The following is a 19,155-nucleotide window of genomic DNA, read 5'->3' on the forward strand; positions in this document are numbered from 1 at the left end:
CTATTTCCTTATTCTTTTTCTCTAATAACTAATTTAGAAAAATCTTTCCCTGAAATTGAACCTGAGGTTATCGAAACGAGAGAAACTGCATTTTCGTTTTTGCCTGAAAAGCCAATGACGGTGACTTCCGCAACTTTTTTACCTGGTAGTTCGATCATAAAACCTGTTTGCGGATTTTTGACCTTTTTACCCTTAGTCATCACAACAAACTCATCACCTTTTTTAATGCCTTGCTTTTCACCACCAGACATAAAGTACGTACCTTCACTTCCACCGAGTAAATACGCCTGCCACGGAGAATCCATAAGATTTTCCATCACGTTCGAAACAAGCTTGGAAATAGCAGCAGAAAGAGCGGCATCATCTAGGCTTGCGTCATAGCCCGATGTCTTACCAACACCAAGCGTTCTACTGGCTTCCGAAGTCGCTTCACCTGAAGCTTCTTCTGAATACACGACTTGTTTAGTATTGGTATTAACAAGACGAATATTGACTGTGACATTCGCTTTTTGAATTTTATTTCTTGAGAAAATACCCACATCACTATTGGTGGTTCTACCGTACTCAGAAATAGAACCAATGATTAAGAAATCGGCTTTAGGTGTATACGATCCGTTATCAGCCTCAACACGACCTTTTCTCCCAACAACTGTGGTTTCTTGGGTATCGGACTTATCCGTATGAATAACTAAATTTTGAGAACTTGGATCACGCTCTTTATCAATAAGCGCTTCATCTTGACGCTCAAGAATGATGAATTTTCCTGATTCGGTCAGCCTAGCTGCAAGAATATCGCTGGCTTGTTTACCAATTCGATTATTATTGGAGTCGAGTAAGAAACCATTGCCACGCTTGGTTTCATCAGAAAATCGAGCGATACCAACAACTCGTTTTAACCCTAAGTATTCTTCCTGTTTAAGGGTTTCACTTACTTGTGGTTGATTGGTTGGTAATTTGGTTGTTTTAGGTTTAGTTGAAGATACACAACCAGTAACTGAAATGGCTAAAGCGGCAATTAAAGTGATGGATAATTTATTTTTTTTCACGTTTCACACCTCCTATATGCGAATAGGAGGTGATCATATCATTAACTTAAATTTTCATACAAAAAATTTATTTTTTAACAATAATTGAGGTTTGTAAAATTCATTATCACAACACATCAACAGTACTCACCTCGCCCCCAACTTCAACTTTATCAACACGTTGAAGTCCTCTTGGTAATTTAGCACCACGGCGACCACGTTCACCTCGATAGTGTTCTAAATCAGAAGCTTTCAAAGTAAGTTTACGCTTACCCGCCCATAAAGTAACGGCAGACTCAGCTGGAATCACTTCAAGGTGGATCAGTAACTCTTCTCTGTCTTTAGCACGCTGAGACGGAATCCCGATGATCTTATTGCCTTTACCTTTGCTCAATTGTGGCAACGCGCTTAGGCTGAACATCAACATTCTGCCTTCATTGGTAATGGCAAGTAATGATGCTCCCTCATTGTTGTCAATTTTACGTGGTGGCAAAGCGTGGGCATTAGCTGGCAAGCTCAATAAGGCTTTACCCGATTTATTACGAGACACCATGTCTTTAAATTGACAGATGAAACCGTATCCTGCATCACTGGCCATCAAGTAACATTGACTGTCATCACCCATGACCACATGCTGCATCAGCTCGCCTTGTGCAACATTAAAACGGGTAGTGATAGGTTCGCCTTGGCTTCGAGCTGATGGCATAGTGTGAGTATCGGTAGCAAATGCGCGACCTGAAGAGTCAATAAACACACTTTGCTGATTACTGCGACCTGTAGCACTGCTTAAGTATTTATCACCAGCCTTGTAGTTTAATGCTGTTGGATCGATATCATGGCCTTTGGCACAACGGATCCAGCCTTTTTCAGACATAACAACGGTAACCGCTTCACTTGGCACTAGATCTTGCTCAGACAAGGCTTTTGATTCTTGGCGTTCAATGATTGGCGTACGGCGTTCATCACCATAGGTTTCGCCATCTTTGATGAGCTCTTTTTTCACCAAGGTTTTCATGCGACGTTCTGAACTTAAGGTCAACTGAAGGCTATCACGCTCAGCCGCCAACTCTTCTTGCTCAGTCTTGATTTTCATTTCTTCAAGTTTGGCAAGATGACGTAATTTCAGCTCTAAAATGGCTTCGGCTTGTTTATCGCTTAAGTTAAAGCGAGACATCAATTCCGCTTTTGGCTCATCATGGAAACGAATGATTTCGATCACTTCATCAATATTTAGGAAAGCGATCATTAACGCATCTAATACATGTAAACGCGCTAAGACTTTATCAAGTCGGAATTGCAATCGACGACGAACGGTTTCAATTCGGAACGTCAGCCACTCAGTCAGAATTTTCTTTAACCCTTTAACCTGTGGACGACCATCTAGTCCAAGAATATTGAGGTTAATACGGTAATTTTTTTCTAAATCAGTCGTTGCAAATAAGTGCGCCATTAATTGTTCGCAATCAACGCGATTGGAACGTGGCACTATCACCATACGCACAGGGTTTTCGTGATCAGATTCATCACGAATATCCGATACCATCGGCAGCTTTTTCGCCTGCATTTGCGCGGCTATTTGTTCTAATACTTTTGCACAGCCCACTTGATGCGGAAGCGCGGTAATAACGATTTCACCTTGCTCAACACTGTAAACAGCTCGCATCTTAATCGAGCCACGGCCTGTGTCGTAAATTTTATGGATGTCGGCTTTTGGTGTGATGATTTCCGCTTCGGTCGGATAATCCGGCCCCGGCACTAATTCCAATAAGCGAGACAGCTCAGTTTTAGGATGCTCTAGTAATTCAACACTGGCAGCCACAATTTCGCGAACATTATGCGGTGGAATATCGGTTGCCATCCCCACCGCAATACCAGTGATACCGTTAAGAAGAATATGAGGTAATCGTGCAGGTAGTACTTGAGGCTCTTTTAAGGTGCCATCAAAGTTCACGCCCCAATCGACTGTGCCCTGCCCTAATTCACTAAGTAAAACTTCAGAAAACTTAGACAATTTAGCTTCGGTATAACGCATCGCCGCGAACGACTTAGGATCGTCTGGCGCCCCCCAGTTACCTTGCCCGTCTACTAACGGATAACGATAAGAGAAGGGCTGTGCCATTAATACCATGGCTTCATAACACGCGCTGTCACCATGAGGGTGATACTTACCCAATACGTCACCGACGGTACGGGCGGACTTTTTATATTTGGCAGCGGCAGAAAGTCCAAGCTCACTCATGGCGTAAACGATGCGTCGTTGTACGGGTTTTAAACCATCGCCAATGTGGGGTAATGCTCTATCCATGATCACATACATGGAATAGTTAAGATACGCTTCTTCGGTAAAGCGCCTGAGTGGCATTTGCTCTACACCATCTAAGCTTAATTCTACGGCATCAGTCATTATTTACTTCCTGTTGTTGTTCAGGCTTGTGATCCTTATAAAACAGGCGATAAACGTTGCCTTTCAGATCGTCAGAAATATACATAGCGCCATCTTTACCCGTGGCGAGGGAATAAGGCCGAGCGACAGGGAATCCACCATCCAAGAAACTCATCAATGTTTGACGGCTAAGGATTTTATCATTTTCCACTTTCAGCCAAACCACTTGATAGCCAACTTTACTGGAGCGATGGCGTGAGCCATTCTCAGCAATAAACAGTTGATTATGATATTTTTTCGGTAGTTGATTCGCTTGATAAAAGAGCATTCCGACAGGCTCAACATGAGCCGGAAGCTCATATTCAGGTGCTTTAACGGCTAAATTGGCAGGCTGTCTATAAGCTGGCTCTTTGACATCTTTGCCATGAATATAAGGAAAACCAAAATGCTGCCCTTTGTGGTCGATTCGGTTAATTTCATCGGCAGGTAGATTATCTCCCATCCAATCTCTTCCGCTGTCTACAAACCAAATACGTTCTGTAGACGGTGACCAATCGAACCCTCTAGCACTACGGATCCCACTGGCAATTTGTTCGGTATTTCCAGTATTGATATCAATCGCAATTATGCTGCTATAAGGAGCATCGACTTCACAGACATTACAGGGTGCGCCAAGTGCTACATATAAGCGACCATCAGGGCCAAAATGCATCACTCGTGAATAACGTTTATCAAAATCAGGAAGTTTGTCATAAACCACTTTCGGGCGCTGAAGGCGGCGCAAACGCTTTTCTACATCTCGATACCGCAAAATACGGCTGTCAGAAATAACATAAAGATCGCCATTATGATAAGCAATCGCTTCAGGATATTTTAAATTTTTAGCTATCGTATATCGGCGTTCAACTCTGCCTTCTTGATTCGAGTTAACCAGTGCTGTTACTTTGCCCGACTTACCTGAACCGACAAAAATGGTACCTTGATCGCCCACGGCAATTTGCTTCGCATCTCCTAGATCTGAAGCAAAAATGGAAACCCCAAAGCCCTTGGTAACAGTGATATGCATAGAATCAGCGGCATGAGTCAGCCCTATCCAACCCAAAAGCAGAGATAAGAATGTTCCAAGCTTAATCAAAATCTTTTTCTTACTACTCAACTTTGTTACGTCCTTTCAACCATAAGAAGTCATTTTATGTTTGTTTATCGTTATTATTTTTATCCACTTCCCATCTTACCAGACAACAACAGAGACATGAAAATCTATTGTTAACCGCTAACAAAATTCACTAAATTTTACCGTTTGAAAAAACTAACAATTTTACGCCAACGCAATAAAAGTAAAAGAAAAACTAAGCCTATATATATGCTAGGTTGAATAATTTCAGACTTGACTGACCAATAGAAATGTATAGCGATTAAAATGACGGCTAAATAAATCAAATTATGTAATGTCTGCCATTTTCTCCCCATTTTAGACATCAATGTTTTTAAAGACGTGACGGTCAACGCAACTAAAATCAAATACGCAATCGCACCGACGATAATATAAGGACGCTTTATAACCTCTTCACCTAATAATCGCCATTCAAAGACCAATTCTAAGCTGAAATAAGCTGCAAGGTGCAATGTGGCATAGGCAAAGACATATAACCCAACTAAACGGCGAGTCCTCATTAGCCAAGGCCATTTCATCTTTTTAGCAACAGGACTGATCAACAAAGTAATCAGCAGGGTATTTAACGCGCCAATACCCGTGTAATGAATAATGTATTGGACAGGATCGCCCCCAGCACCACCACCAAATACATTGAGCACCAAAAAAGCAATGGGTGCTAATGCGACAAGATGAAACAGCCCTTTAATCCAAAAAAGCTGTTTAGAAGTCACTCTCATTAAAAGTTTTTCCTTAAATCCAAGCCTTTATACAAACTTGCCACTTGATCACCGTAACCATTAAACATCTCTGTAGGAATACGTTTTGCAGAGAATAAACCACCCGCCCCAATTCTGCGTTCACTGGCTTGCGACCATCTTGGATGATCGACTTGAGGATTAACGTTGGCATAAAAACCATACTCATGAGGTGCAAGAATATTCCAGCTGGTTGGCGGCATTTTTTCGATTAAACGGATTTTTACAATCGATTTAATACTCTTGAAGCCATACTTCCACGGTACAACCAAACGAATAGGCGCCCCATTTTGCGGAGGAAGTGTCTTTCCATATAAACCCACCGCTAAAAAACTTAGTTCGTTCATCGCCTCTGGTAACGTCAGACCTTCTACATAAGGATATTGCACTCCACCGCCAATATAACGATTCTTTTGTCCCGGCATTTGCTGTGGATCATATAGGGTTTCAAATGCAACATATTTGGCTTTGCTGGTTGGGTTGGCTTTTTTAATAAGCTCAGCGAGAGAAAAACCGACCCAAGGGATCACCATAGACCAAGCTTCCACACAACGTAGGCGATAAGTGCGTTCTTCAAGTGCGATCAGTTTGTACAGGTCGTCATAATCGAGCGTTAACGGCTTTTCGACTTCACCCTCTATCTTCAATTGCCAAGGATTAACTTTGAACTCTTGAGCATTGTTAATAGGATCAGTTTTACTGGTACCAAACTCATAAAAGTTATTGTGAGAAATCACCTTATTTTCTGGAGTTAAAATTTCGGATGTTTGATAATTTTGATTCTTGGTAAATTCAAGTGGACTTACCTTAAAAGGTGATTTAGGTTTTTCGTCTTTAAATACATCAAATATGCCAGCATGAACATTGGCCGATAAACTGGCCGTTGCCGCCCCTAACCCTAAAGCCTTAATGATTTGGCGACGTTGTTTAAATACTGATTCGGGCGTTACCTCTGATTCAGCCAGCTCCCATGCCGCCTTTTGAGTGATCCCTTTTGTAAACTTCTGACTTTTCATCTCATCGCACCTTACCTGATTAGATATCTGAGTATATAGACACTTTCAACAACGTAATTCTTTCTGAAAAGTAGCACAAATTATCAAAGCTTGACGTTACTCAATGATTTTTATAGCAAACTATATCAATCAAATTTTAGCGGTATACCATTGCCATCCAAAATCGACCGTATGACTTATAACCATATCGAATAAACAAATATTATCTCTATCGCTTAGTATTGATTGTTAATTAGAAACTAAGAGAACACAGTATGGGCAATGTTTCCGCAGAAACTCGACATGCTAGCCCCGATTATAATTCCGATGCGTTATGGAAATACCCCGACAGTAAGGGGGCTCAGACAAAAAAGTATGATTCCCAAAAAACAAGTAATCGAGTAGAAAAAGTACCAATAAAATGCGATGAACCTTCTCACCCTCATCCGACAGCTATGCAACTATCAAGGCTAAAAGAAATGGGTAGATTTAAGCTTAAAAACCTTACCCAGCAACACATCGGCACTCTACATACGCTTCAACGTAAACTCAATGAGTGCGAAAAACTCGATTCTAGACTCACTAAAAAAGACGGCAGAAGAGCAGCGTTTCGTTTTAAAGTCTCAGAGTTAACACAACGATTTAATGAGGAAAAAGCAATCGTGCAGTTCTATAGAAGAGTTCACAGTAATTAAATCGCTCTTTATACGGTCTGCTTTTATGGAAAGCCTATATCAAGACGGTCAAAATTCAAACAAAAGCTTACGTATCAGTCATACATTTTTGATCAACCCAAGAGATATAGCCGTTCGAGAAGTTAACCATAATAAGTTATGAAAGTTCGGCATTTTCCTTTTTAATCCTATCATGCAAAAGTAAGTTATCTTTATTTGGCAAGGTTGGATCTATGGGATTAACTTCAATACTGAATAGGGTCGCCGAAACTAAGGGGTACTATTTCCCTCCTGCGATAGAAAACAAAGACCTTCAACCATTAGTTTGGAATGCAAGCAACGACCATAAATTTACTGAATATACCTTTGCGCATCATGATTTTATCAATACAGCAATGAGGGAAAATGGAGTTGCAGATGGAAATAAATGGTTTGTTAGAGTTAAATTGCCAATGAAAGGAGCCTTACCATCTTGCACTGTATTCTTTAAAGAGTTCGACATCTACTACACGGCAACCGCCAGTGGAAACAATGTCAAGAGAATGGAGTTAGCTTCACCTATTAGTCGCTTTTCCATATCGACATCAAGATTCGGAATAGCCTTATGTGACGCTTTTTTGGGTCATGACTCAATGAATATTTTTGATAATCCAACGGAAAATGTAAGTCATACCTAAGGTTACATCTGGTTTCTGCATAATTTTTAGATGTAACCTCAGCTTTTAGACTCTAGTAACTGTTGCCATCAAAAGATCAATTGGTGTCTCTTTCAGCTTTTGTTCAAATCACCATCAATTTGATGTTTCTCTCATAAAGTGTCACAAACTGTTCCCTACAACCCGTATAAACTCTTAAGTCATGAAATTTTAATGAAAGTCATTTTCTACTATAAAGTGTCACAAAATCGTATTTCTCTACCATAAAGTGACATTTACTTCTTTGCTATATTTCATTACGAACTTCAGCTAACGCTTTTATCCATACTTCGTTTCTAATGCAATTCATTCTGGACAAAATGAATTCCAAATTTTGCAGTTCTAACTTTTTATGGATTACTTCAATTATGAATAACTACATAATTAAGCATTTTTCCTACACTTTAAGTGAAGATAAGAAGCCTAAGCAGCTACTATAACTAATACTTACTATTTCTATCCAGTTAAATCAGAAATTTAGCATATTGTCTTGGTATGAATTAAGGAGCTATTTGCTCCTTAATTCAAAATTTACAGGGACTTAGTTCTGCATATTCAGGTAGTAATTCTGAGTGTTCCTTCATCAATACAGGGTCTCTCAAAAAACGCCAACGCCAAAAAGCGGAATATGGATATTTATCTTGTAACATTACTTTGAGTTGCTTTCTTGCTTTTTCTATATCATCAGAATCGGAATTAATATTTCGGATTTTTAGTGACTGCTCTAAATAGTGAGCATGGTAGAACTCAATTTTTTCGATCAATGCTGCTCGTGTTATTCCACGAAATGCAGTCCCTGTTTCATTAAAACATCGATCTAAAAGTTCGATCGTGTCATCAACGGTTTTGTCCTTGTACTTCTTGTCTACTTTTTCAAATGTTACATCTGAGTAGTGAGATGGAGCCATATTCCAAATGATTTTGGTTATTGGATCTACTTGCGCCACATCAAGAATATTCTTGTGCTTCGTCCCTTTAATACTGTTACATCTACGACATGAATAAAACAGGTTATTCCAATCGAGTTTAAGATCTTCATCTTTGTTTTCGTGGGGCTCCTTATGTTCGATTTCTGGTGCATCAGGATTCAATGTTTCACATAAATAGCATTTACGTTTACACATGTTCCATAGAGCATGAACAACTTCGTCGCAGTTGTAGCCTTTAGTCTTTAGTTCATCAGGTTCTTCTAATGGGCGAATAACTTTAAACAACGTTATTCCTCCTCTTTTTTGGTTTTCTTTTTCGATGGTAACCTTTGTTGCATCTTTGTTTGAACTTTTCTTACCCGAGCTTTGGAAATACTAGGCTTTATTTGTGTAGGGGTGATGATTCTCGACACTGAAAAATTTTCAATATCCTCCGCAGCTTGTTCTGCACTGATGATTTGGTGTTCATCCAAAATCAGTATTTCGGCTTGTTTGAGGACATTGCTCGAATGCGTATCGAGATTACGTTCATTGGGTTTAATTCTCCGAACAAGATCGGAAATCGTATCCCAATTTGGTTTCTTCATTTGAATCTGAATTGCCAGTTCTTCGATCAACCCATCCAAAATGCTAGATTTGCTCTCAACTCCTAGTAAACCTTTCAGGATCGATTCATATGAATACATTGAAAGGTCTTCCAACTGCTCATTAGCACTCAAATCATAAATGATTGAGTTATTAACGGATTGAACTACAAAAGGGGAATGAGTCGTAACTATGAATTGAACATTAGGGAACGCTTGGTCAAAGAAAGAGAAAATCTTTCGTTGAAGTGACACATGGAGGTGGGCATCGATTTCATCAATGAAGACAACACCAGATAGTTCTTCAGCACTAACCTCTTTCAATTCCACTTTCATCAGTAAGTCAGCATAGATGCTAAGAATCGATTGATAGCCAGACGATAGTTGGTCGAGCTTGTATGGATCTTTATCATCTTGTTTGATATAGAAAGACTGCTCTGTAGCGTTGTAATCTAACTTGAGACTTTCATCTTCAAATAGGTATTGAAATTGGCTTTCTAGATTGACAAACCACGCATTTATTTTTCCACCTTGTTCCTTATCGTCAACACGAGCCAGCATATGACTACCGTAGTTGTAGAGTGCTACAAGGTAGCGTTCAAATTGAGAGCTTGTATCTTGGGAAAGAGGATTTTGTTCGTCATCTTGCTTTAAACGGGCAAGGCTGTCATTAGAGCCAGTATGAGCAAGTGATTGCTCTCTGACTGCTGGAAAGAAACGGAGTAGTGCTTTCTTTTCGTTGAAATCAGTGCAATAAGCCTCGGCATTGCCAAGTAAAACTTTTACTTTACTGACATTCTCAAGTTTCAGTTCTAATTCACTTTTTTCGCGTTTCCAATAATGATAACTAGAATCAGTTGGTGATGAGCTTTGAATCCAAGACTCTCGAGACTCTATCTCTCGTTTGATTTGTTCTGCGGTTTGGTGAGTCATTTGCTCAACCTGAGCAGAAATATTTTCGTGGATTTGTTTTAGGAAGCGGGTCTTACCACAACCATTGCCACCAGTAATGATAAGGTTTTTGCCTTTAAGGTCGACTTTTACGTTCTTTTCAGAATTAGGAATGATCGTATCAATCAATTGAATAGAGTTCGCAGTATTCATGGTTTTTTTCATATATGAGGTATATTGCAATTCTACTTCTTTTATTGCTTTAACAGAAGTCGCTACATTACAATAATTGTAGGTAAATCAAAAGACTAATGAACTCACGAGTTCTGAAGCTCTAATGAATTTTGGAATCTTTTCTTGTTAGAAACACATTTACTTTCTTACATATTTGAGGAGAAGAAATTCCTGTAATAAATTGAAGGAACAACGACTAATTAACCTGAGCTCTGTATAAAGAAATCAGTACAGTTTTGATTTTACAAATAAAATATACATTCAATCTACAGTGCGGCTAATTTTGTGTAGTTCAAGGCTGAACAGTTCGTAATAGCCAGCCTATTTCGGGCTGTTCTAACGAAGAAATACGCATAAGTAGCTGTGCTGTAGAGGTTTGCTTATGCAGAGCTCAGGTTAATTACATTGCATACCCAAGCCTAGCGCGTTCATGACTTACCAACATCAAAAGCAAGTGAACCATAGTTATCCAACTTTTAAGTTGTAAATGCGAAATTACCACTTGCTTCAGCTAGTGCATATGTTGGACTTATATTTTGTTCATTCAATGTGAACACAATGACTGTTGACTGATTTTGATCCCAGTGATTTACCAATATCACATGATCTTGGAGAGTATTATTCAATTTAACAATAATAGAAGGAAGCTCAGCATGGAACTGTTCGATCTTTGTCGATTTTTTCCAAGGATTTTCGATATGCAGAATACCACCACACCTGTCGTATAGTTTTACTAGTCGTTTAAGTGTATAACATTGTGTTTCAGGTTTAAGCTGAATTAGTTTTGTACCATCGCATTGTATAGAAAATTTTTTCTCGGATGGTTTAAAGAACATGTCAGGGTTTAATTTAAGTATATTGGTGATTATATCCCTCCCATTCCAGTCATTCTTGTAGTCTTTTCCAACGTTAATCCGAAATGATTGATACTTGCTCTTATGAATTGCCATAAGAGAAAACGAGACTAATTCAACTAACTTTCTAATTTGAAGAGCATGTGATTCAATCACAAACCTATCTTTGCCTTCATTTTTATAAGCACTAATATACGCCAGCCTAGATTTAATCTCTTCAAGCTGTTCAAGATAAATTTTTAAATTTTGACAGTTTCGTATATCTTCGATCATATGAACTCATTTGGCACATGATGCCTAAATCAGGTACCCCTTAGGCTAGAATATGCAAGACTAAGCACTAGCAAATTCTATGCACTAAAGAACACATGTTTAATCAATACCCTAAAATACAGTCAATAAAGGTTTTGCTAACATTAAACCTAAAGCGATTCCATTTCAGAATACACAAGTATGAATGTTTCACCTCTATGTTGATTCAAATAGAACTAGCAGCAATGGACTTAATACTCTACATTTAGGTTCTTTTTAACATATATCATGATCTCCCTCCCCTCAATAGCGACATTTTTCCCCTTATGTTCTTTAAATGACGATATTAAATTTAGATTCTTTAGGATGTTAGCCATCAGTATATTTATTTTGTTGTTTTCAACTTTAAACAATCTGCTAGCAGTTAAAGATTGTGTAAAGTCGATATCTGAGTACTCTAAAAGCTGAATAATCTCATTACCGCCCAAGTATTGTAACTGACCTATCAGGATTACTTTTTTAGTGTCATCATCAGGTGCAGATGAAATCAAGTTTTCTATCGCGTAGATTGGAAGTTCAGGTATATCGAAGTTCGAGATATCAGTTCCGTTCATAACTTCTTGATAGCCTAACGCCTTAATCAATGAGTCTTTAATCACATTAGGTTCAATTAAATCACTTCTAGATTCAATCAAAATTTTTCGCTGAACAGATGTCAGTAGATTTGGTTCTAATAATTTGTAGAACATATTTGAGTCAATAGGCAGCCTTTCAATCGAGTGACTCCTTTCAACAAAAGAATCAAAGTTTTTCGCTAAAAAGTTTATTGATAACTCTCGACTTAGTTCTAAAAGGGTCTCGAATGACTCAAAACAGACCAACAACTTCTCATTTTCAATCAGATACGAAAGCTTATCTATTGGAATTTCTCTAATTTGCTCAGGTTTATATTGATAACCAAACAGCGAAGAATAAGCAGAAAACGCTTCTATATCAATAGGTTCATCGGTGATCATTAATGCGTAATGCTCTTTAACCTCATCAGAAAGGTTATTTTCGCTTAATGAGCACAACTCTTTATAATTACGATTTAAGTATTCCTTAAAAAGCTCGTCAGAAATGAGTTCATGCTCATACAGGTAATCGGTATTATTCCAGTTTGGCTCAATTTTTTGTGCTTTTAATAGATGGCTTGAAAAATCATATCTATTTTTCAACACTCTAATGTTATTAATTATAAAGCTACCAGTTTCAATGATCTTAATTTGGGTTTCAATAGTCACATCTTTGTTGTTTAACAACCAAATATAATCTTCTTCATTCGATATACTTAAATTTTTATAAGTGAGTCTCTGTGCTACTTTTTCTATCTCATTATTAAAGACTTGCTGAAAGTCTTCATTTTCAATATTTTTGAGGCAAGAAAAATCTCTACTATCATCACCTTTTAAGTCAAACAATTGCTTTGCTATTACAGATAAATTGGCTTCATGAACTTCAAATAACATATACTTTAGAACCAAAGCTAAGAAATCTGCTTCATTTTCAACGTTAGATAAATGTTGAAACTTTACTCTGAGAAACTGAAACACACGACATACTTTATTCACGTCAAATTCAGCAATTGTTAAGTGACGCCCTATTGATTCATTTTCATTTATGAAGCTTTGTAGCTCATCAATTGAGCTTTTTAAATAACCATTAATATTTTTCTTTGGCAATGCGTTAATCGAATGAAGTAAAAGCATCTGCTTTTCATTACGAGTCATTGATTGATCTGTAATCAAATCTTGCCAATACCCGTTGAATATTTTGGAAATTGCAACAATCCAAGCTTCTTTATTTTCAAGGTGTTCTAGCCCGTTAAGTACAAACTGTAAGTAATCAGAATTATCAGTTAGATAGTTTTCTATAAATCGAAAAATGGGTAACGGGCTTCTGATAAGTATGTGATCGAACAGCTTATAATTAAAAAATGTACCTTTTTTATAGTCTTCATCTGATAAGTATTTTAAGCATTCATCAATATTATCAATCGTGCGTAAGGGATCTATTTTTTCACCGCTCTGAACAACTCTGATAAATGCCATATCATTTATTGTCATGTGCCCTTCATGGAAGTGAGAGAGATACTCATCATAATTTTGATCGATATACCCCCTCTCAAGCAGCAATACCAAAAGCTGCTTATCAGCTATATTTCTAAAAACATCTTTTCTTGAACAGGACTTTATAAAGTTTTTTATCGAAATTTCATTCAGCAAAGAATGTTCGTCATTTAGTTGCTCAATTTGCTTTGAGATAGCTAACTTTTCTTCTGCTTTTTTATCTAAAGCACCCTGTTTCCTTTGGAAATAACTAGGTGACATTTCATCCAGAAACGTTTTAAATGTGTATCTCTCAGTTAGGTTATAACCATTAACATTAACATATGAAATATTGTTTTGGTTTTTCAACAAGTCATCAAAAATATCAGGTTGAATAAAACTGTTCAACGTATGCCCATTTATATAGGAAATACCATTACCAGAGCCTAATTTATGAGCTAACTTCATTATATAAATAACATTTAGCTCCTCTATTGAACGAGTTAATTCATGTTCAGAGTCTAACAAGCGTTGTTTTAATGAAGCAATTTTTGCTTCAATATCCTCCTCTTTGTCACGTTTCAAGTTGGCAATATCAGAAAAAAACGTTATCAAATTACCGCCTCCGCTCTGTAGTAAAGCAAAGTCATCGCAGTAAACATTTTTGTAAACAATGAATGCAAAGAGCCTTGTAAGATTTAAGTGTTCTAAATTTTTTATCAGTGTATTCTTATAAATACCAAACTCAGTTACTATGTTTTTAAGCATTCTCATGTCATCGACATATACTGAAACAGCTCTCAAAAATGAGTCTCCTACATCCCCTAATAGGCGCGCATTTTCCATCAACTCTTTGAGTTGGGGGTATGAATTTGCTTTACTAGCAATAGGTATAATTGGAATAATAACATCAAAGAATTTAGTCCTATCTTTCCCTTGAAAAACATCATCTCGTAGTGCGTATATAAACCTGACAGTCTGTTTTACATCTTCACTGTCATTGATAAGCTTGTTCAGCTCTTTTAGCTTTATGAATACATCGGGATTTTTAAACCTATCTAGGTCTTCGAAAACAACAACATCACTTTTCTGACTGGCGAAAAAATAAATTATTTCATCTAGATATATATTAAATATTGAGTCTTTTTTTTGCTGTTCGAATGCCAACTCGCCTTTGCTTGGATTGAATTTTGATATGCTATACCCACTTAAATTTTTAAGCAGATCTTTTACAATAAGTATCGGTACAGAAAAAAAATAGCTCAAAAACCACAGGTTAATATTTGATAGCTTGGGGGATGCTAAAACAGACTCATGCATACCTGTGAATGTAAAAGTAGGAAGATAAAGTATTGCACCTAAAATCGCCAGCCAAAAAACTAGAGATACTGATATTGAAAATGCAAAGTAGTCTGATACTGGTTGAGGAAAAATTCTTCTGAACCTTGAATTTGGAGTCTTTTTACTATCCGTTTTATAAAGTAGCTGCTGAACAATGCTCTTTTCTATTTTACTGAGATTATCTCGTATTTCTATTGTTTCCAGGTTAACTTTTTTTCCATTGTCAGCTCCTAATAATACAGAGCCATCATCAGGAGCATCCACGCCTACACCTTGAGATAAACTTTTAAATGAGGCCAGCGATATCGTAGTAAACTTTAGAAATGGTGTTTTTCTGATGTAGGTATTTATAAGAGAGCTTTTACCTCCAGAATAGGGGGAAGTTATCGCAATTTCTTTGATTGTTTGTTTTCTATTTATCAGGGCTTCGTTTAGCATGTCAATATATGAATCAACATACTTAGCATCGTCAGTCGGACATAAATCTGGAAGCTTGGAAGAATTTGTTGTTGCAGGGTTCTCACACCGTTTGAGAATTGACCAGCATATTGTGATCATTCCTTTTTTGATGACAGCTACAAAGCTTTGAAATTTTGGCACACCTTTTCCTTGTTATTCACATCCTAATACCAACTATTGGGGTCAAACCTATCTTTTCAAGACATTACTTATCAGAGCAACCATTTAGTTCTGTATTCAAGCTTCTCATAGTCTGAATTTATAATGATGGATATATATCAACTTATTAGTAAATTCATTAAATTAACCATTAACATTAATTCATAACCATTGATATAAAGAACGACAGACTGTATCAAGCACTTATCATTAACCAATTTTCTGTAACTGCTTGAAATTACTCAATCGTTTATACCCTCAACCTAGCGAGCTTCTGCCTAGCTATTTGCATCGACTGGCAAACGGCAATGGCTATAGGAATATTCAAACCTTGATGAAGCTATTAGGGGAGGAGCTGGTTAACACAAGAGTACCGAGTAAACGATTATTCTTTGGTGGTTTTGATACTGAAAAGTTGGCAAGCCTGGTAAACCAGCCTCATCAACAAATTGAATCAAGACAGCTAATAAAACATGGGGCAACTCGCTTCAGCTATATGGAACAACATTTCTTAGCTAAAGCCTTCGACTTCACTTACTTAAAAGTTTGCCCTCATTGCTATTTTGAAGCATCCACATTCAATCTTCTTAACAGCTTAAAGGTGAAAAGCTGTTGTACTAAGCATCGGTGTAGCCTGCTTTCAATCAATCCCGATAACGGGAAGAAACTGAGTTGGAGTACCCATCACCTGAAAACGAAATTACCTGAGTGGGTAAAACACATTCCAGCCAAAGCAATAACCGAGCAAGAATTCCTACTAAACCAACATATTGAATGCTTATGGGGACAACAGCCAAGCTCGATTTATCCTGTTGTAAATAACTTGAACTTGTCGGACTTTATCGATGTCTGTAGTTTTTTATCTCACTTTCACTTGAGAGCATTTCCTGCTCACAAAAGTTCCGACAACCCATTTTTAATCACTCACGATTACTTGTGTGATTGGCCGAACAAGTTCTATGAGTTACTCGATTACTTTCAAAAGCATCCAATGAGAACGAAAGGGCTTACTGGAATAAGAAATTGCTACAGAGATTTGTATGATGATCTTTGTTCTACTGAAAACAGCCAATCTGATGGCTACCGACTTTTAAAACAAGCCTTTGATCAGTTTATTCAATCACATTTTAGCAATGGTAATTTCAACGCCAACATAACTCTTATTGATAGCGATATTCTCTCATCAAGAGCCTTTGTAAACCAAACACAAGCAATGGCAGTTCTTGATGTTCCAGTATCTAAGTTTAAAGTTCTACTCAGAGAGTCCTTCCTTAAAGCTAAAACTGTCCTGAAAAATGGCGATGCTATGTATGCTCGCTCAGACATCACCACACTCAAAACTCGCCTAGAAAGGTGCTTAAGTTTAGAGTGTACGGCCAAGCTACTTGGCTTGAGTCAATACCGCTTAAAGCTTTTGATTAATGGCGGGATCATCAAGCCGTTACTTAAACCAACCAAAACCAATAGGGACTGGCTTATTGAAAATGAAGAATTGGAAATCTTCGTCAAAAGGTTAGTCTCCTGTGCTCAATTGAAAGTAACCAAATCAAACAAGCATCAAATTAAACAATTTCAATTTTTTGGTATGGATTTTTTAGAGCTGGTGAAGCAAATGCTAGATGGGCAGATAGCTTATACCTACAACCCTCTCAAACGCTCTCCTATGGCATTTAAACAGTTTATTCCAGTGAGAAGTAAGCATGAACAGCCAGATCCTGAATGGTTATCACCAGCTGAAGCCTGCACCTATTTAGAAGTAAACAAAAATGTGATTTACGAACTACTCAAAAAGAACTTTATCAAAGGCAAGAAGAAAAGCGTAAAGCGAACCGCCAGACCAGTGCTTCATATTCACAAAGCCAGCGCCATTGAGTTCAAAAACGCATACCAGTTAAGGCATCAAATCCACGAACCTGAACGCCATACAATTGTTCACGGGAAAAATGTTGATGGGTTTATGATTAACTTGTATCAGAGAATCAACCAAACAATAATCTAGATAAAAGTATAAGCATTAACAATGAGTTACTAAAACTATTACATGATAACGAGTAGAATCATGTTAAAAGCTTTGAAAAGAGGTGGGAATGAATCTAGCTCAGAAAACTAACCAGCCCCAAGGTTGTATTATTCCGGAAGGGTGGGTCATTCTGAAAATAACTAATGACGAAGAAAACCCATTCTATAAAGTATTTTCCAGCTGGGATGAACCGTTTCAAGATAAGTGGCGTCTATCATCTGGTGCAGACCTTTGTGAGCTTGTTGAAAACGAAAAAGCGTACATTTGGCCGCAATCGTCAGGCTCAGTTTATTGGCTTCCAAAGGGCGCTCAGGGTAATTGCACTTTATCGAATTCACAAAAGCTGGAAGAGTTTCTGAGGCTAGATGGTGTTGAGAGTGTAGAACTAAACTCTGGCTTAATCTCACAAGATAAGGAGGAATTACAATGAAAGCATATCACGCCATCATTGTGTTTCTTTTGCTTACTCTTGCTTATGTTTTTGTATTGTCGCTGCCAATTTATTTTTTGTGGAATTGGCTTATGCCCAGCTTATTTCATCTTCCCAAGATTGAGTATCTGCAATGCATAGGATTGCTTTTCATCATCATGTTAGCGAGAGGCTTTTTTTCGAATGGATAAGTGATGATGACACAAAACTAAACATAGCCATCCGTGGCTATTTGATGTGCTACCTGTGCGGTAGGTCACCAAAATTATCATAAACAAAACTTTTCACATTTATTTTCGGCTACCTGTGCGGTAGGTCACTACTCATACGTCATGTTGTATGATTTGCACCAATTTTCGGCTACCTGTGCGGTAGGTCACTCACTTTTACTATTGAGCGATTCACTGGTAATATTTTCGGCTACCTGTGCGGTAGGTCACCTTGCCCCCTAGCTTATTGATAGATTTCATGAATTTTCGGCTACCTGTGCGGTAGGTCACTAGAGATACACCAGAAGAAATCATTATATATCTGGCAGTTATTTTCATTTACCCCTAAATACCAATCTATTTTCAACATAACTTAACCTACTAATATGTAAACAAATAAAATACTCGTAAAAATTAATGGTTAAAACTTAGATCAGGCACAGTTCCCATTAATACCCGATTTGAAGCTAAGCCATAATGACCAAAGTCACAATTTGCGGCATTACCTACGGCAGATTTTTTTTGAATATACAAAGGAAAAGCTTTATGGCTGCTTGTGCTTTGAACTATCAACTTATGAAAGTGGCTAAACTCTCTTTCGATAAACCCAAGCTTGGGCTGATACTCTCTACCACCTTTTTCAGCTCTTTTTTGGCATCGTTCAATTCGACGCTGTCGTTCTCGCAACGTATTTTTAGCAATACCATTATTTCTTATATATTGAACTTCTCTTAAACCGTTAGGGACTTCTTCGACATCTGAAACAAAGAACAGCCCATCTTCATTCATCATATTGAAATATCGGTTTTTTCTAAATGATTCAAGGTTTCTGTAATTATTAGATACAAAACCGATTTGTCCCCCGATACTTGAATCAGACCAGTCAGGAAAAGATACTCCAATGTTTGTTTCTCCGTTGTGACTGACAACACCATGCAAGACCGAAACGCACCTTGCCGCTAATAATGAATTAGTAGCATTTTCGGGTAAATACTTGACCATAAAATAGTAACGATTACACAT

Annotated in this window: 14 protein-coding genes and 1 CRISPR repeat array; of the genes, 4 read left to right on the top strand and 10 right to left on the bottom strand. The window is 37.7% G+C overall.

Features of this window, described 5'->3' with window-relative positions:
- Nucleotides 1-8: 8 nt before the first annotated feature.
- From E2H97_RS15895 to msrP, 5 genes are all read right to left on the bottom strand, one after another.
- Nucleotides 9-1,046, bottom strand: a complete 1,038-nt coding sequence (locus E2H97_RS15895; protein WP_133408045.1) for a CsgG/HfaB family protein — start codon at nt 1,044-1,046, stop codon at nt 9-11.
- A gap of 106 nt (nt 1,047-1,152) precedes the next feature.
- Nucleotides 1,153-3,429: a DNA topoisomerase IV subunit A gene (gene parC, locus E2H97_RS15900; protein WP_133408046.1), complete on the bottom strand. Its 2,277-nt coding sequence runs from the start codon at nt 3,427-3,429 to the stop codon at nt 1,153-1,155.
- On the bottom strand, nt 3,422-4,474 hold the full coding sequence (locus tag E2H97_RS15905; protein WP_133408679.1) for a PQQ-dependent sugar dehydrogenase: 1,053 nt from the start codon (nt 4,472-4,474) through the stop codon (nt 3,422-3,424). The genes parC and E2H97_RS15905 overlap by 8 nt, the downstream gene beginning before the upstream one ends.
- Nucleotides 4,475-4,701: 227 nt before the next feature.
- A complete protein-coding gene (msrQ, locus tag E2H97_RS15910) occupies nt 4,702-5,301 on the bottom strand; it encodes a protein-methionine-sulfoxide reductase heme-binding subunit MsrQ (RefSeq protein WP_133408047.1) in 600 nt (199 codons plus the stop codon).
- The gene (gene msrP, locus E2H97_RS15915; protein WP_133408048.1) at nt 5,301-6,335 is read right to left on the bottom strand and encodes a protein-methionine-sulfoxide reductase catalytic subunit MsrP; all 1,035 of its coding nucleotides are present in this window, start codon (nt 6,333-6,335) and stop codon (nt 5,301-5,303) included. The genes msrQ and msrP overlap by 1 nt, the downstream gene beginning before the upstream one ends.
- A 254-nt stretch (nt 6,336-6,589) precedes the next feature.
- Between msrP and E2H97_RS15920 the strand changes: the two genes are divergently transcribed.
- Nucleotides 6,590-7,009, top strand: coding sequence for a hypothetical protein (locus E2H97_RS15920; protein WP_133408049.1), 420 nt, complete (start codon nt 6,590-6,592; stop codon nt 7,007-7,009).
- Nucleotides 7,010-7,221: 212 nt separating this feature from the next.
- Complete coding sequence (locus E2H97_RS15925; protein ID WP_133408050.1) at nt 7,222-7,665, top strand: hypothetical protein; 444 nt, start codon at nt 7,222-7,224, stop codon at nt 7,663-7,665.
- Nucleotides 7,666-8,207: 542 nt separating this feature from the next.
- Here E2H97_RS15925 and E2H97_RS15930 read toward each other — a convergent pair.
- The 4 genes from E2H97_RS15930 to E2H97_RS15945 form a co-directional block, all read right to left on the bottom strand.
- Complete coding sequence (locus E2H97_RS15930; protein WP_133408051.1) at nt 8,208-8,897, bottom strand: HNH endonuclease; 690 nt, start codon at nt 8,895-8,897, stop codon at nt 8,208-8,210.
- A 2-nt stretch (nt 8,898-8,899) separates the two neighbouring features.
- The gene (locus E2H97_RS15935) at nt 8,900-10,312 is read right to left on the bottom strand and encodes an AAA family ATPase (RefSeq protein ID WP_218938220.1); all 1,413 of its coding nucleotides are present in this window, start codon (nt 10,310-10,312) and stop codon (nt 8,900-8,902) included.
- Nucleotides 10,313-10,797: 485 nt separating this feature from the next.
- Nucleotides 10,798-11,448: a hypothetical protein gene (locus E2H97_RS15940; protein WP_133408053.1), complete on the bottom strand. Its 651-nt coding sequence runs from the start codon at nt 11,446-11,448 to the stop codon at nt 10,798-10,800.
- Nucleotides 11,449-11,678: 230 nt separating this feature from the next.
- Nucleotides 11,679-15,455 (bottom strand): YobI family P-loop NTPase, encoded by a 3,777-nt coding sequence (locus E2H97_RS15945; protein WP_133408054.1) that lies wholly within the window; start codon nt 15,453-15,455, stop codon nt 11,679-11,681.
- A gap of 250 nt (nt 15,456-15,705) precedes the next feature.
- Between E2H97_RS15945 and E2H97_RS15950 the strand changes: the two genes are divergently transcribed.
- Together E2H97_RS15950 and E2H97_RS15955 are read left to right on the top strand one after the other, a co-directional pair.
- Nucleotides 15,706-17,472: a TniQ family protein gene (locus E2H97_RS15950; protein ID WP_170308330.1), complete on the top strand. Its 1,767-nt coding sequence runs from the start codon at nt 15,706-15,708 to the stop codon at nt 17,470-17,472.
- A gap of 88 nt (nt 17,473-17,560) precedes the next feature.
- Nucleotides 17,561-17,923 (top strand): hypothetical protein, encoded by a 363-nt coding sequence (locus E2H97_RS15955; protein WP_133408056.1) that lies wholly within the window; start codon nt 17,561-17,563, stop codon nt 17,921-17,923.
- A gap of 232 nt (nt 17,924-18,155) precedes the next feature.
- Nucleotides 18,156-18,423: a CRISPR direct-repeat array (repeat unit 28 nt; unit sequence ATTTTCGGCTACCTGTGCGGTAGGTCAC).
- Nucleotides 18,424-18,546: 123 nt separating this feature from the next.
- Here the strand turns inward: E2H97_RS15955 and cas6f are convergent.
- On the bottom strand, nt 18,547-19,155 hold the full coding sequence (cas6f, locus tag E2H97_RS15960; RefSeq protein ID WP_133408057.1) for a type I-F CRISPR-associated endoribonuclease Cas6/Csy4: 609 nt from the start codon (nt 19,153-19,155) through the stop codon (nt 18,547-18,549).

This window comes from Parashewanella tropica, from assembly GCF_004358445.1.
GTDB lineage: Bacteria > Pseudomonadota > Gammaproteobacteria > Enterobacterales > Shewanellaceae > Parashewanella > Parashewanella tropica.